The 14,060-nt window shown below is 71.5% G+C and carries 15 protein-coding genes and 1 pseudogene; 7 read left to right on the forward strand and 9 right to left on the reverse strand.

What is annotated here, in order from left to right:
* The first annotated feature begins 5 nt into the window (after positions 1 to 5).
* Positions 6 to 500, forward strand: a complete 495-nt coding sequence (locus ACIRNI_RS24895) for a hypothetical protein (RefSeq protein ID WP_403554425.1) — start codon at positions 6 to 8, stop codon at positions 498 to 500.
* A 66-nt stretch (positions 501 to 566) separates the two neighbouring features.
* Here ACIRNI_RS24895 and ACIRNI_RS24900 read toward each other — a convergent pair whose 3' ends face one another.
* From ACIRNI_RS24900 to ACIRNI_RS24930, 7 genes are all read right to left on the reverse strand, one after another.
* Entirely contained in the window at positions 567 to 1,055 is a 489-nt protein-coding gene (locus tag ACIRNI_RS24900) for a hypothetical protein (protein WP_403554492.1), read from the reverse strand.
* A 145-nt stretch (positions 1,056 to 1,200) separates the two neighbouring features.
* Positions 1,201 to 1,887, reverse strand: a complete 687-nt coding sequence (locus ACIRNI_RS24905; RefSeq protein ID WP_403554427.1) for a uracil-DNA glycosylase — start codon at positions 1,885 to 1,887, stop codon at positions 1,201 to 1,203.
* A 101-nt stretch (positions 1,888 to 1,988) separates the two neighbouring features.
* Positions 1,989 to 3,566, reverse strand: coding sequence for an ABC transporter substrate-binding protein (locus tag ACIRNI_RS24910; protein WP_403554429.1), 1,578 nt, complete (start codon positions 3,564 to 3,566; stop codon positions 1,989 to 1,991).
* A 116-nt stretch (positions 3,567 to 3,682) separates the two neighbouring features.
* Positions 3,683 to 4,450: an SDR family oxidoreductase gene (locus tag ACIRNI_RS24915; RefSeq protein ID WP_403554431.1), complete on the reverse strand. Its 768-nt coding sequence runs from the start codon at positions 4,448 to 4,450 to the stop codon at positions 3,683 to 3,685.
* Positions 4,451 to 4,463: 13 nt separating this feature from the next.
* Complete coding sequence (gene fabG / locus ACIRNI_RS24920) at positions 4,464 to 5,225, reverse strand: 3-oxoacyl-ACP reductase FabG (protein ID WP_403554433.1); 762 nt, start codon at positions 5,223 to 5,225, stop codon at positions 4,464 to 4,466.
* Positions 5,226 to 5,399: 174 nt separating this feature from the next.
* A complete protein-coding gene (locus ACIRNI_RS24925; RefSeq protein WP_403554435.1) occupies positions 5,400 to 5,783 on the reverse strand; it encodes a DUF3037 domain-containing protein in 384 nt (127 codons plus the stop codon).
* Positions 5,780 to 6,628: a HipA family kinase gene (locus ACIRNI_RS24930; protein WP_403554437.1), complete on the reverse strand. Its 849-nt coding sequence runs from the start codon at positions 6,626 to 6,628 to the stop codon at positions 5,780 to 5,782. Before ACIRNI_RS24930 ends, ACIRNI_RS24925 begins: the two co-directional genes overlap by 4 nt.
* Before the next feature lie 871 nt (positions 6,629 to 7,499).
* Between ACIRNI_RS24930 and ACIRNI_RS24935 the strand changes: the two genes are divergently transcribed.
* The 5 genes and pseudogenes from ACIRNI_RS24935 (at position 7,500) to ACIRNI_RS24955 (ending at position 10,544) form a co-directional block, all read left to right on the forward strand.
* On the forward strand, positions 7,500 to 7,841 hold the full coding sequence (locus ACIRNI_RS24935) for a hypothetical protein (protein WP_403554439.1): 342 nt from the start codon (positions 7,500 to 7,502) through the stop codon (positions 7,839 to 7,841).
* 4 nt (positions 7,842 to 7,845) lie between these two features.
* Entirely contained in the window at positions 7,846 to 8,853 is a 1,008-nt protein-coding gene (locus ACIRNI_RS24940) for a hypothetical protein (protein ID WP_403554441.1), read from the forward strand.
* A 139-nt stretch (positions 8,854 to 8,992) separates the two neighbouring features.
* Positions 8,993 to 9,595 (forward strand): annotated as a pseudogene (locus ACIRNI_RS24945) (prolyl oligopeptidase family serine peptidase); the annotation flags it as partial.
* Positions 9,596 to 9,770: 175 nt separating this feature from the next.
* On the forward strand, positions 9,771 to 10,037 hold the full coding sequence (locus ACIRNI_RS24950) for an alpha/beta hydrolase family protein (protein ID WP_403554494.1): 267 nt from the start codon (positions 9,771 to 9,773) through the stop codon (positions 10,035 to 10,037).
* A gap of 30 nt (positions 10,038 to 10,067) precedes the next feature.
* Complete coding sequence (locus tag ACIRNI_RS24955; RefSeq protein ID WP_403554443.1) at positions 10,068 to 10,544, forward strand: Rieske (2Fe-2S) protein; 477 nt, start codon at positions 10,068 to 10,070, stop codon at positions 10,542 to 10,544.
* Between the two features lie 174 nt (positions 10,545 to 10,718).
* On the opposite strand, the gene ACIRNI_RS24960 is transcribed toward ACIRNI_RS24955, so the two are convergent.
* Positions 10,719 to 11,624: a LysR substrate-binding domain-containing protein gene (locus tag ACIRNI_RS24960; protein ID WP_403554445.1), complete on the reverse strand. Its 906-nt coding sequence runs from the start codon at positions 11,622 to 11,624 to the stop codon at positions 10,719 to 10,721.
* A 74-nt stretch (positions 11,625 to 11,698) separates the two neighbouring features.
* On the opposite strand from ACIRNI_RS24960, the gene ACIRNI_RS24965 reads away from it, so the two are divergent.
* Entirely contained in the window at positions 11,699 to 12,715 is a 1,017-nt protein-coding gene (locus ACIRNI_RS24965) for a DMT family transporter (protein ID WP_403554447.1), read from the forward strand.
* Here the strand turns inward: ACIRNI_RS24965 and ACIRNI_RS24970 are convergent.
* The gene (locus tag ACIRNI_RS24970) at positions 12,706 to 14,037 is read right to left on the reverse strand and encodes an aminotransferase class I/II-fold pyridoxal phosphate-dependent enzyme (protein ID WP_403554449.1); all 1,332 of its coding nucleotides are present in this window, start codon (positions 14,035 to 14,037) and stop codon (positions 12,706 to 12,708) included. The genes ACIRNI_RS24965 and ACIRNI_RS24970 overlap by 10 nt on opposite strands.
* Positions 14,038 to 14,060: the final 23 nt, after the last annotated feature.

Genomic DNA, 14,060 nt, shown 5'->3' on the forward strand with positions numbered 1-14,060 from the left:
ACGGGGTGCAACGAACGAGAACCACCGCGAGGATCCTGGCCACCGTGGCGATGGCCGCCGTCTCCGGCTGCGTGGCCGTCGAGCCGCACCCCGGTTCCGCACCGGCCGTGCCGGAAGCGAGCCACCCGGCGTCGCGGGGCGCCGCACCGCAGATCGTCGAGGGCCCGGCGCGCGAGGCGCTGGAGGCCGCGCTGCCGACACCGCCGGCCGCCCCCGCCCCGCCACCGTCCACCGCGCAGGACCGCCGGAAGCCCGCCGGCGCCGGCGCGGTGCCCGGCGGCGGCCCTCACCGCGACGACCGGCCGCCGCGCCGTGCGCCGCGCGCGCCGAGCGTCCCGGACGCGGACGATCTGCGCGCACGGCTCCCCAAGGTCCGCCCTCCGGCCCGGCCGTCCGTGCCCGTCACCGTGCCGGACGTCTGCGCCCTCGGCGAGGACTACGGCGGCTGGCAGCGCAGCAGCCAGGAGGCCCGGGCCTGCCGGGAGGCCTACGGCCACTGACCCCCATCCGGCGCGCGGACCCGGGCTCGCGGAGGCGGGCTCGCTGCTCCGGCTCGCGGAGGCGGCTCAGTCCCCGCGCAGCCGCCGGTCCAGCCGCTCGATGGCCGCGCGGACGCCGCTGCCGTACCCGCCGGGGTCCAAGGACTCCGAGGCGGCGCGGGCGCGGTCGAGATGGGCCCGGGCGGCGTCCGGGCGGTGCAGTTTCAGGTAGTCGGCGGCGAGGTTGAGGTGGAGCGAGGGGTACAGCGCCCGCAGCGCCGCAGCGGCGGCGTGCCGGGCGGGCCGCTCCTCCTGGGCGCCCGGTCCCCCGGCCTCCCCCTCACCACCCCGAAGCCCGGCCTCGGCCTCGCCCTCGGCCGCGCTGAGCGCCCGCAGGTCCCAGGCCAGCTCGTCGTCGGGGTCGTCCTGGGCGTCGGCCAGGCAGTGCGCGAGCGTGCAGCGCTGGAGGGGGTCGCCGTCCGCGCCGATCTGCTCCCACAGCGCGGCGAGGCGGTTGCGGGCCTCTTCCCGGTCCCCGCCGTGGAGCAGCATCGTCGCCTGCCCGATCCTGGTCATGACGGCGTCGTCCGGCGCCGCCTCCTCCTGCTCCTGCTGCTGCTCACGCACTGCGGCCTCCGCTCGTCGGTCCTGCCTCCGACGCTAGCGGCGGGGGTCCGGCACGCTCGGGAAGCGGGCCCGTAGGCCCGTCCTCCGAGAGGCGTCAGCCGCCCAGGTTGGGGATGCGCCAGTCGATCGGGGCGTGACCCTGGGCCTTGACCGCCTCGTCGATCTGCGTGAACGGCCGAGAGCCGAAGAACTTCTTCGCGGAGAGCGGCGAGGGGTGGGCGCCCTTGATGACGACGTGGCGCGTTTCGTCGATCAGCGGCAGCTTCTTCTGGGCGTAGTTGCCCCACAGGACGAAGACAGCCGGGTCGGGCCGGGAGGCAACGGCGCTGATCACCGCGTCCGTGAACTTCTCCCAGCCCTTGCCCTTGTGGGAGTTGGCCTCGCTGCCCCGCACCGTCAGGACGGCGTTGAGCAGCAGGACGCCCTGCCGGGCCCACGGCATGAGGTAGCCGTTGTCCGGCACGGGGTGCCCGAGCTCCTCGTGCATCTCCTTGAAGATGTTCCGCAGGGAGGGCGGGGTCTTGACGCCGGGCCGCACGGAGAAGCACAGCCCGTGCCCCTGCCCCTCCCCGTGGTACGGGTCCTGGCCCAGGACGAGGACCTTGACCTGGTCGTACGGGGTGGCCTCGAGCGCGGCGAACACCTGGTCGTGCGGCGGGTGGACCGGCCCCTTGGCCCGCTCCTCCTCGACGAACTCGGCGAGCAGCTTGAAGTACGGCTTCTCCAGCTCGTCGCCGAGGACGCCGCGCCAGGACTCGGGCAGCGTGTAGGTGTCGGTCACGTCAACAACCTCCGGTGTGTGATCGTCTTTCGTGACAGAAACTACCGGCCACCACTGACAACCGGTCCGCCGCCTCCCGCCGGCAGGCTCCCGCCGGTCTCCTACCAGCTGGCCTTCCGCTCCAGCTCCCACATCTGCATGACGGTCTGCGGGTCGAGCGCCCGCTCGCCGCCCGCGATCTCCTCGGTCGCCGCCACGTACAGCTTGCCCTGCCACAGCGGCAGCAGGCGGACGTCGTCGACGAGGATTTCCTGGGCCTTCTCGAACTGCTTGGCGACCGCTCCGCGGTCGCTCTCGCGGCGCGACAGGGGCAGCAGCTGCTCGGTGATCTCGGGGCGCACGTACGGCGTCGCGTGGACGTTCTCCTCGCCGACGAACGGCGCGACGAAGTTGTCCGGGTCCGGGAAGTCGGGGAACCAGCCGCGGCCGAAGACCGGGTACTCACGCTTCTGGTAGCCCTCCTGGAACTCCTTCCAGACCTTGCTCTTCAGCGTGATCTCGAAGAGGCCGGACGCCTCGAGCTGCCGCTTGAGCTCCGCGAACTCCAGAGCGGTGGCAGAGCCGTAGCGGTCGGTGGTGAACCAGAAGGTCAGCTTCACCGGCGCGTCGACATTCGCCTCGCGCAGGATCTTCTTCGCCTTGTCGACGTCCGGCTCGCCGAACCGGTCGAAGAACTCGGTGGTGTGCCCGGCGATGCCCTTCGGGACCATGGAGTACAGCGGCTCGGCGGTGCCCTGGTAGACCTTGGCCACCAGCGCCTCGCGGTCCACGACCTGGGCGACGGCCTGCCGTACCGCCAGCTTGGAGACGGAGGGGTCCTCGGCGTTGAAGACGAGGTAGCGGATGTCGGCGCCGGTCGACTCGACGAGCTGGAGCCCCTCGTTCGCGGGCTTCCGCTCCCGCAGGTCGACGACTTCCTCCGCGGTCAGACCGCGGTACGTGGCGTCGATCTCCTTCTTCTTCAGCGCCTCGACCATCGCCTCGGACGCACCGAAGTAGCGGATGGTGACGCCGTCGTTCTTGCGGTCGGCGAAGCCCTTGTAGTTCGGGTTCTTCGACAGCTCGGCCTTGACGCCCTCCTGGTACGAGTCCAGGACATACGGGCCGGAACCGGTCAGCTTGCCGTCCTCGCGGAGCTTGTCCTCGGGGTACTTCGCCGGGTCGACGATCGACATGGCGGGGGTGGCGAGGATGAACGGGAACGTCGCGTCCGGTTCCTTCAGGTGGAAGACGACGGTGGCGTCGCCGTTCGTCGCGACGCGGTCCAGCGAGCCGAGAAGGCCACTGGGGCCGCCCTTCGCGTTGATCTTGCGGATCCGGTCGATCGAATGCTTCACGGCCTGCGCGTTCAGCTTGCCGCCGTCGGAGAACGTCAACCCGTCCTTGAGGTCACACTGGAAGACCTTGCTGGACGCGTCGGTGAACTTGCACTCGGCGGCGTCGGGCTGCGGAGTCGTGCTACCGGTGGGGAAACTCAGCAGGGTCTGGAAGACATTCCGGTACAACTCCCACGAATTGTCCCAGGCGGCTGCGGGATCGAGCGTGGTGGGTGTGCTCGTCGTACCGACAACGATCTTGTCCTGCCCATCGGTCTCGCCATCGGAGAAGAGGCCACAGCCCGCCAGCAGAGATATGGACGCAAGGGCTGCAGCGGCCTGCAGGCTGGTCCGGTTGAACACGTGCACGCTCCTCGTTCAGCCATGGGTCGGCCGACCATACCGCAGCGCCCCGCCGGGTCAATGCGCAGGCCCGGCGGGGCGCTTGGGCAAGCACCAGTCAATCGGAACAATCCGGCTCAGCCGACCCCGGCATTCAGGAAAATTCCCCCATCGACGACGAGCGTCTGGCCGGTGATCCAGTCCGACTGCCCGGAGGTGAGGAATGCGGCGGCGCCGCCGATATCCGCCGGGACACCGAGCCGGCCGAGCGGATATCCCGCCGTGACCTCCTCCTCCCTCCCCTCGTAGAGGGCGGTGGCGAATTTCGTCTTCACGACCGCGGGGGCGATCGCATTCACCCGGACGACCGGAGCGAATTCATGGGCGAGCTGCAGGGTCAGATTGACCATGGCCGCCTTGCTCATGCCGTACGCGCCGACGAAGGGCGAGGCGGTGAGACCGGCGACGGACGCGATGTTCACGATCGCACCGCCGTGGTCCTTCTGCCACGCCTTCCAGGTCTGCTGGGCGAAGCCGAGCGCGGAGATCACGTTGGTCTCGTAGACCTTGCGGACCACGTTCAGGTCGAGCTCGGCCATCGGGCCGAAGACCGGGTTCGTACCGGCGTTGTTGATCAGGAAGTCGACGCGGCCGAAGGCCTCCATCGTGCGCTCCACGGCGAGCGCCTGGTGCGCCTCGTCGTGGGCCTTGCCTGCGACGGCGATCACCCGGTCGGCGCCGAGCCGCTCGACGGCCTCCTTGAGCGCCTCCTCGCCGCGCCCGGTGATGCACACGCGGTCACCGCGGGCGACGAGCGCCTCCGCGACGCCGTATCCGATGCCGCGGCTGGCGCCCGTGACGAGGGCGACCTTTCCCGACAGCTCGGGCAGCTCCTGTGCGGTCATGTCGTGACCCTCCTCAGTTGAGCGGGCCGCCGGCCACGTACATGACCTGGCCGGAGACGAAGCCGGCGTCGTCGCTCGCGAAGAACGCGATCGCATTCGCGACGTCCTCCGGCCTGCCGACCCGCTGCACCGGGATCTGGGTGGCCGCGGCGGCCTGGAACTCCTCGAAGCCCATGCCCACGCGGGCCGCGGTCTGGGCGGTCATCTCGGTGACGATGAAACCGGGCGCGACGGCGTTGGCGGTGATGCCGAACTTACCGAGCTCCTTGGCGAGGGTCTTGGTGAAGCCCTGCAGCCCCGCCTTGACGGCGGCGTAGTTGGCCTGGCCCCGGTTGCCGAGCGCGGAGGACGAGGAGAGGCTGACGATCCGGCCGAAGCCGGCGTCGACCATGTGCTTCTGGCACGCCTTGGCCATCAGGAACGCGCCCTTCAGGTGCACGTTCACGACCGTGTCCCAGTCGGACTCGCTCATCTTGAAGAGCAGGTTGTCGCGGAGCACGCCCGCGTTGTTGACGAGGATCGTCGGCGCCCCGAGCTCGTCGGCGACGCGCGCGACGGCCGCCTCCACCTGGGCACTGTCGGAGACGTCGCAGCCGACGGCGATGGCCTTGCCGCCCGCCGCGGTGATCTTCTCGACGGTGTCCTTGCACGCGGCCTCGTCGAGGTCGAGTACGGCGACGGCGCGGCCCTCGGCGGCCAGTCGGACGGCGGTGGCGGCGCCGATGCCCCGCGCCGCGCCCGTGACGACGGCTACGCGCTGCTCGGTGGTGGACATGCTGGTTCTCCTCGCCCTTGGATCCCTGGGGATGCGGCCGCCCGCCCCTGACACGTCCATGCCGGTGAGCGACCGCTTAGTACCTTCAGCAGACGAGACGCTAGAAGCCCTGGCACCCGGTGTCAACGGCACACCGGGTGCCCCCTGTCACGTGGCGTGCGCCCGGACCGGCGCTCAGCGCACCAGCAGGTCGAGCAGCCGCTCCGCCTCCGCCTCCGGATCGGCGGTCAGACCGGTGTGGACGGGCCCGGGTTGGACCACTGTGGAGCGCGGCGCGATCAGCCACCTGAAGCGCCGTCCGGCGTCGTCGCCCGCCGCCTGCCCCGCGTGCTCACCGCCCTCGCAGACGCCCTCCACGGCGTGCAGGGCGGCCCGTACGCCCACCACGTCGGCGTGCGGGTCCAGCGCCTTCAGCTTGGCCTCGTCGAGGTGCGTCCGCGCGCACACGTAGGACTTGGCGCGGCAGTAGACCACCACGCCGGCGTTGAAGCACTCGCCGCGCTCGACGCGCGGTACGACGCGCAGCAGCGCGTACTCGAAGACGTCGCGGTCGGTCACGTGGTGCTGTCCTTCGTACGGTCCTGCTTGGAGGGGGGCGCCAGCCGTTCGGCGAGCCAGCCGGGGGCCCGGGAGGGCCCCGGTTCGGTGCGCTCGCCGACGGTGACGCGCTCGTGGATGGTCGCCGCGCGCGACAGGAGGGTCTCCACATAGGCGCGGCGCAGCGCGTCGGTCGTCTCGAACCCGGGCTCGTCCACGAGCCATTCGTCGGGTACGTCGGCGGCGACCTCGGTCAGCAGCTCCTCGGTCACGAGCGGCGCCAGCTCGGCCGCCGCGGCGGCCACGTCCGGGCCGAAGGTGGCCAGGACGTGGTCGGAGGCGTCGTACGGCTTGGCCGCGGAGGCGGCGGCGCCCGGCCAGTTGTGGTGCCAGATCATGGTGGCGCCGTGGTCGATGAGCCAGGGTTCGCCGTGCCAGACGAGCATGTTGGGGTTGCGCCACGAGCGGTCGACGTTGTTGACGAGCGCGTCGAACCAGACGACCCGCCCCGCCTCCACCGGATCCATCGCATAGGCGAGCGGGTCGAACCCGAGGGACCCCGGCAGATAGTCCATGCCGAGGTTCAGCCCGCCACTCGCCTTGAGCAGCTCCTGCACCTCCTGATCGGGCTCGGCGAGCCCGATGACCGGGTCCAGCTGAATGGCGACCAACTCCGGCACCCGCAGCCCGAGCCGCCGGGCCAACTGCCCGCAGACGACTTCGGCGACCAGGGTCTTGCGGCCCTGCCCCGCGCCGGTGAATTTCATGACGTACGTACCGAGATCGTCGGCCTCGACGATCCCGGGGAGCGAGCCGCCCTCACGCAGGGGCGTGACATAGCGGGTCGCGGTGACTTCTGTCAGCATGTTCCAAGACCGCCCGACCTTTTACCCTTGCACTTCACGGTCAACTCCAAGAAGCTCGCGCGGGAGCCCCGGCCATGGTCAGCCCTGGGGAATGATCTGGGGTTTCGACTGCCACGCTCATCGCCCTACCTTCCGAGCAGTCCGTCGATCGCGGTACGCCCCTTGCTCCCGGCATCCGGCATGAAGTGAACAGAGTAACTGGGCGTGACAGTCGGTGAAGAGTGCCGAGCCGCCGCGCCCACGTCACCACGGACTTCCCCGCCTCCAGCATGAACATGGCGGCCGACTGCACCCACCCCGCGCCCGGTGTCGCCGCCATATCCAGGTGGCGACGAAGACGTGCTCGTGTGGGGCAAACGCGCACCTACGGATCCCGGCCTGCCCTGTCGGCTGCGTCCGCCCCATGCGCACTGCGCACCCCACAAAAAGGCTGTCGCCGTTGCGGGCCGTCCGCGGGCTATGCCGGCTGTACGCCTGCCCGGGCTGCGGCAAGCCGCGAGTTCTGCATAGTCCGAGGGCTATGCGAGTTCTGCACGCTGCCCAACGTCCTCTGGGCCCATGCCACCTCGCCGTCCGTCAACCCCTAGCAGAATCGCCACAAGGTCGGCCAGGATCCAACACCCGACTACCCGTCGGCTACGAGGCACACTGCCGCTATGCCGCTAAGTGGACCAGGAGGAAACTCTGCTGGGACCTACGCGTCGACCTGACGAGGTCTAACGTTGCTCGGCCATCTCTGCCGAGACGACATGGCCGCAGCGCCCGGCTCTGTAGCAACCGGGAACACGTCCCAGGGCGCGCAAAGCACTGGGGATGCAACTTCTTGTCCTGACGAGGCACTGAACTTGCTAGGGCAAAGCGGCATTCGTTCGTGGCGGGCACCAGCAAGGTACCCCTGAATGCCGAGCAACAGACGCTCGCCAAGCAACTGGGCCTTATCCCCCTCCCCGCCAGCGAGTACCTGCCACCGACACCACCCAAGGTAAGGGGAGGCCATGCAGAGCAGAACATCCTCCACTTCCTCGCGCGCAGGCATGTAGCCAACGGCAAGGAGAGCTGGCTTCCAACCCATGGAGCAGCCTCACGTAAAGCCTGCCCGGACATCTGCCCTCCCGTGACCCGCGCAAGCGGCAAAGTGGTCACCGTCTACGAGACCAACAGTAGCGACTACGTGAAGTTCTACTGGCCCGACAACTATCTGAGGAAGAAGTAGCAGCATGGAGCACACGCCGGTGTCCGCGGAGCTCACAGCCAGCGAGGAGTTCTCCGGCCTTGCCGGGTCGGACGGCAGACTCGACCAGTGGCTGGTGAGGGATGGTGCCTACTGGCTGGTGGCCCGCAGCGCAGCGGATATCCGCCTGGTCCGGGTATCCAGCGACCAGGGCACGGTCTTGGACACGCAGCACAGCTGGGCCATTCGCGCTCTGGCCGAGAGCCGTTCGTACTGCTCTCCTGCTCCCGATGGAGCTCTAGCCGCCAGCACCCGCGAGGCTGTGACGGTCTATGACGCGGACGGGCAGGCCCGCTGGACATTTCCACACTCGCCGTGGCCGAGCGGATCTTTCGGTGCCTGCTGTCCCGACCCGACCGGCCGCTACCTGCTCGCCGCCGTACCCGCTGCCACACTGACGGATCAGGGCCGTCGGCAGGACGCCTGCATCGCTCTCGACCTGAAGACCGGTGAGGTCGTCGCTGAGACCGTCATGCCGTCCTCCGACGGCACCTACGAGTTCCAGCAGGGCCCCACCGGAGCGGCGGAGGTGTTCCTCAACGCGGCTCAGGGGCAGGAGGAGGCCTACTCCCTCCTCGTCTCCCTCACCCCCGACACCGCGCTGCACCTGCGGACCGTGGGCACCTTCGACGAACCGTTCACGGGCAGCTGCATCGCACCCGGCGACTTCCTGACCATCTCCGTCGGAGGGGATCTCCTGTCCCGCTACGCGGCAGGTGCGCAGGAACCACTCGCTGTCGAGACCAGCGACGTCCTGCCGGACGCATTGGTCTTCATGGGCCGGCCTGGTTACGTCGACGGCGACCGCATCCTGGCAGCGGCAGGGGAGGACCCCTGGGGCGAGGAAGCGCGCCACTTCATCCTCGATGCCGAAACTCTCACCGTGCGAGGTGAGGTGCACTACCCGGACGCCGTGGACTGCCTGCCAGTGCCGCTGGGCGACGGCACGTGGCTCACCCTGCACGGCGACACCGTACGGCGCTGGCGCGGCTGATCCCCACGGCAGCAGACCGGCCCACCGGCCACATGGCCACCTGGTCACCGCCCGGTGGTGCCGGTCTGCGTACCAAATCTCACCGAATCGTGAGGACCACGGCCGCCACCTCGTGACAGCGTGCTGGGTCCGCTACCAAATGTGCCGGGGCCCGCTGGCAACGCGATCACCCATAGGTTCGCGGACCGAGACGCACGTGTTGGCCTACGACCCCGTGGGCCCCGGCGACGGCCTCCACCGGATCAGCCGGGAACCGGGCGTCCACGCCGCGTCGGTCGGCGACGGCACCGTCGTCCCTGACGGCCGCACGCCCGGCGGATGGCCGGTGACCGTGCTGCGCGGCGGTGAGCCCGTCGGAACCATCGCCGTCCACGCCGAGACCCCCGCTGGTCACGCCCCGGCCCGCCATCTGTCCCTCGGCGCAAGGAAGTTGCGCAGTCACCTGTACCTGCCGTCGTGGTACGAGCCAGGCTCGGGCCCCCCGCCGGTGCTGCTCAGTCCGTGCGCCGGGTACGGGCTCCAGCTCGCGGTGCGGGCGCACCGCTGGTACAGCGCGGTGGCAGTGGTCGCCGAGCAGGGCTTCGCCGTGCTCGTCACGGACGGGGGCGGCACACCCGGCCGGGGCCGAGCGTGGGAGACCGCGATCCACGGCGACCGGCTGACCGCTCCCCTGGAGGACCAGGTCGACGCAATGCATGCGGCCGCGGAGGCCTACCTGGGCCTGGGCCTGTACCGGGTGGCGATCCGGGGCTGGTCGTACGGCGGTTGCCTCGCCGTAGGCGCCATACCGCACCGCCCGGACGTGTCCACGCGGCGGCCGCGGGCGCGGCGCCAACCGACCGGCGGCTGTACGACACGCCTGGGAGGAGCGCTTTCTCGGTCACCCGGACGCTCCGGAGAACTACGAGCGCTCCTCCCTGATCCCGGACGCCGACCGGCTGTCCCGGCCGCTGCTGCTGGTCCACGGCCTTGCCGACGACAATGTGGTCACCGTCCATACCCTGCGCCTGTCGGCGACCCTGCTCGCGGTGGGCCGGCCCCACAACGTGCTGCCGCTGTCCGGTGCGACCCATCTGTTACCCGGGAGGATGTGGCGAGCAACCAGCACCCGCTCGAACTCGACTTCCTCAAAAGGTCGCTGTGCGGCTGAACGAGCGGGCCTGCAGGCCCGTACCCCTGGGTGACGTTCTGACCATCGTGGAAGGGAAGCCGGAATGACCGGATCGCAGGGGACCACCAGCGCGGTGGGGCGCCGTGCCGTCGTCGCGGCGGCGGGCGGGGCGGGGTTGGCCGCCGTGCTCACCGCGTGCGGGGGCTCGGACAGCCCGGCCCCGTCCGGTGCCGGACAGCCGGCCGCCGGGACCGGCGGCGCCGGCACCACCGGCGGGGCCGGGGGTGCGGGCGGCGCGGGGCAGGTGCTCGCGAAGACGGCCGACATCCCGGAGGGTGGGGGCAAGGTCTTCGGAGAGGTCGTGGTGACGCAGCCGAGGGCGGGCGAGTTCAAGGCCTTCTCGGCCAAGTGCACCCACGCGGGCTGCGCGGTGAAGGACGTGGCGGACGGGGTCATCAACTGCCCGTGCCACGGCTCGAAGTTCGACGCGACGGACGGCAGCGTCAAGGCGGGCCCGGCCACCTCGCCGCTCGCGGCGGCGTCGATCACGGTCGACGGCGACTCGATCAAGCTGGCATGAGGGCAGGGCCGACCCGGGGCGGGTGACCGAGGGAGCAGGTGACTGAGGGCGCGGCGGACGGGTCGTCGCGGGGGTGCACGGAGGGGATCCCCGCGATGACCCGCCCGGGACCCGATGACCGTCCCCCTCAACCGATCGCCACGGCCGGTCACCGACCGGCCCCAAGCGCGGCGCTCAGCTGCCGACCGCCCGCCCCACCTCCCGCAGCGCCCCCACCGCCGCCCGGATCGAGGGCCGCCGGTCCGCGTCCGCGCGCCAGACCGCGTAGATGTGTCGGCGCATCTGCTGCCGTACGGGCACGAGCGTGACGCCCTCCGGCACCGGCCCGCGGCCGAGCCGAGGCGTGACGCACACCCCCAACCCCGCCTGGATGAGCGCGAGTTGCGTGTGGTGCTCCCCCGCCAGGTGGGCGATGCGCGGCTCGATGCCCTTCGACCGCAGCGTGAACATCAGCCACTCGTAACAGAATTCGCCCTGGGGCCACGACACCCAGTCGTCGTCGGCGAACTCCTCCAGGTCCACCTCGGTCCGCCCCGCCAGCGGGTGGTCCGCCGGGAGGGCGACATCGGCGGCGTCGTCCAGCAGCGGCTCGCGTGCCAGCGCGCTCGGCACCGGCAGCGGCTTGTTGCTCCAGTCGAGGACCACCGCGAGGTCCATGTCGCCGCGCATGACGTGCTCGATGCCGCGCTCGGGCTCCAGCTCGCTGGTACGCACGCTCAGGTCGGGGTGGTCGCGGCGCAGTCGGCCGATCGCCGCCGGAAACAGCCCGCGCGCGGCGGTCGGGAAGCCTGCCAGCCGCACCTCGCCCACCACCTGCCCGCGCTGTGCCTCTATGTCCGCCTGCGCGAGCTCCACCTGGGAGAGGATCCGCGCCGCGTGATCGGCCAGCAGCTGCCCCGCGTCGGTGAGCCGCACGCCGCGCCCGTTCTTCGCCACCAGCTGCTGCCCGACCTCGCGTTCCAGCTTGGCCAGCTGCTGCGAGACGGCCGACGTCGTCACATGCAGTCCGTCGGCCGCGCCGGTCACCGAGCCGTGCCGGGCGACGGCGTCCAGGGTCCGCAGGCGCTCCAAGTTCAACATGTAAGCGATTCTAAGCGAAGAGGTCGACGAAAACTCGCTTGTCCTACGACGTCCCGCGGACCAGGGTGGTCGTCATGAGCACCGCACCCCCCTCCGCGCCTCGGTCGGCCACCCCGACTCCCGCAGCACCCGCAGCACCCACAGCGCCCACCGTCCTCACCCTCCGCCGGGCCGCCCTGGACTGGCGCGTCCGCTTCGCGGTGCTCGCGCTCATCTGGGGCTTCAGCTTCCTCCTCATCAAGGTGGGCACCCAGGCGTACGCCCCCTTCCACGTCACCTTCGGCCGGCTGCTGTTCGGTACGGCGGTGCTCGCGGTCGCGATGGCGGTGAAGCGCACCGCACTGCCGCGCGGCGCCCGCACGTGGGGCCATCTGGCGGTGGCGGGGTTCCTCCTCAACGCGCTGCCGTTCTCGCTCTTCGCGTACGCCGAGCTGACGATCCCCTCGACGCTCGCCGGCATCTGCAACGCCACCTCGCCCCTGTGGGGCATGATCCTGTCCCTGGTGGCCCTCTCCGAGGACCGCCCCACCCGGCGCCGCGTCGCCGGGCTCGGCATCGGTTTCCTCGGCGTCCTGACCGTCCTCGGCGCCTGGCAGGGCTTCTCCGGGCTCGACGTCACCGGCACCGCCATGGCGCTGCTCGCGTCGCTCAGCTACCCCGTGGGCTGGATCTACGTCCGCCGTACGCTCGCGGGCCGCGGCGAGTCGCACCTCTCCCTCACCGGCGCGCAGCTGTTCCTGGCCACGCTGCAACTGGCCGCCGTGACACCGCTGTTCACCTCGTGGCCGCAGGAGTTCCCGGTCCTTCCGCTGCTCGCGGTGGTCGCCCTGGGCGCCCTGGGGACGGGCCTGGCCGTGCTGCTCCAGTACGGGATCGTCGCCGAGGTCGGCCCGACCACGGCGCAGATGGTCACCTACTTCATCCCGGTCATCGCCACCGCCGCCGGCGTGACGCTCCTGGACGAGCGGCTCACCTGGAACACCCCGGTCGGCGCCCTCATCGTGCTGGCCGGCGCGGCCCTCACCCAGAGCGGCCGGAGCACCCAGAGCACCCAGAGCCGCGCCCCTCGCACCGAGCGGTCTCAGGCGTAACCGCGCGCCGGCATCGGTCCGGCGGCCGCCGCCACCGCGTCGGCCAGCACCTCGATGTCGGCGGGTGCCAGCCCGGAGACGGTGACCCGGATCCCCGGCCCCGCCACCATGCGGAACCGTGCACCGGGGGCGACCGCCCACCCCGCGTGCAGCATCCGGGCCACCGCCCCGGTCTCGTCGGCCACGGGCACCCACACGTTCATGCCGCTGCGGCCGTGCGCCTCGACGCCGCGCCGCGCCAGGGCCCGTACGAGCGCGTCGCGCCGTTCTCCGTAAGCCCGCGCGACCGCGCGCGTGTCCACCGCACCGGTCTCCCACAGGTGGACGACCGCGCGCTGGAGGAGCAGGCTCACCCAGCCGGGCCCGAGCCCCTGGCGCCCGAGCACCCGGTCGATGGTGACGGCGTCCCCGGTGAGCGTGGCGAGCCGCAGGTCGGGGCCGTACGCCTTGGCGACCGACCGCACGAACGCCCAGCGGTCCGTCACGCCCGCCAGCGGGTGTGCCGGCAGGTCGACGAAGCCGTGCCCGTGGTCGTCCTCGACGAGCAGGACCTCGGGGCGCCGGCCCAGCACCTCCCGCAGGTCCGCGGCGCGGGCGGCGCTCACCGCCGCGCCCGTCGGGTTCTGCGCCCGGCAGGTCACGATGAGCGCCCGCGCGCCGCCGCGCAACGCGCCTTCGACCGCGCCGGGGAGCGGCCCGTCGTCGTCGACGGCGACGGGCACGGGCCGCAGCCCCAGCGCCGGCACGAGGTCGAGGAGCGAGCCCCAGCCGGGGTCCTCCACGGCGACCGTGTCCCCCGGTTTGAGGTGCGCGGCGAGGACCCGCTCGGTGGCGTCCAGCGAACCGGAGGTCACGGCGATCGGCCCGTCCGGCACGCCGTCGGCGTCCAGCGCGGCGCGCGCGAGCCGCGCGAAGTCCTCGCCCACGGGTGCCCGGCCGTACAGCACGGGCTCCTCGGCGTTGCGCCGCGCCGCGGCCGCCAGCGCCTCGCCGAGCGGCGGCAGCAGCGCCGGATCGGGGTTGCCCTTCTCCACACTGCGTACGCCCTCGGGGGCCTCGATCCGGAGCGACCCGCGCACCGTGGTGGCGGGCCGGGGCCTCACCCGGCTGCCCCGGCGCCCGGCCGTCTCGATCACTCCCCGCTCGCGCAGGGTGCGGTACGCGGCGGCCACCGTATTCGGATTGACCCCCAGCTCCGCGGCCAACTCCCGCAGCGGAGGCAGTAGTTGACCGGGCTCCAGCCGCCCCGTACCGACGCCCTGCTCCACGCTCGCGGCGATCTCAGATGCGCGGCGCCCTACGATCCGATAGTCTCCTAGCACAAACAGCATTATGCACTAGTGCA

The sequence above is a fragment of the Streptomyces sp. NPDC093546 genome (assembly GCF_044765045.1).
Taxonomy (GTDB): domain Bacteria; phylum Actinomycetota; class Actinomycetes; order Streptomycetales; family Streptomycetaceae; genus Streptomyces.

Coding starts and splice junctions, on each gene's coding strand:
- ACIRNI_RS24900 (WP_403554492.1), bottom strand. CDS start 1,055: ATGACCAGGATCGGGCAGGCGACGATGCTGCTCCACGGCGGGGACCGG.
- ACIRNI_RS24915 (WP_403554431.1), bottom strand. CDS start 4,450: ATGACCGCACAGGAGCTGCCCGAGCTGTCGGGAAAGGTCGCCCTCGTC.
- fabG (WP_403554433.1), bottom strand. CDS start 5,225: ATGTCCACCACCGAGCAGCGCGTAGCCGTCGTCACGGGCGCGGCGCGG.
- ACIRNI_RS24930 (WP_403554437.1), bottom strand. CDS start 6,628: ATGCTGACAGAAGTCACCGCGACCCGCTATGTCACGCCCCTGCGTGAG.
- ACIRNI_RS24940 (WP_403554441.1), top strand. CDS start 7,846: ATGGAGCACACGCCGGTGTCCGCGGAGCTCACAGCCAGCGAGGAGTTC.
- ACIRNI_RS24955 (WP_403554443.1), top strand. CDS start 10,068: ATGACCGGATCGCAGGGGACCACCAGCGCGGTGGGGCGCCGTGCCGTC.
- ACIRNI_RS24960 (WP_403554445.1), bottom strand. CDS start 11,624: ATGTTGAACTTGGAGCGCCTGCGGACCCTGGACGCCGTCGCCCGGCAC.
- ACIRNI_RS24965 (WP_403554447.1), top strand. CDS start 11,699: ATGAGCACCGCACCCCCCTCCGCGCCTCGGTCGGCCACCCCGACTCCC.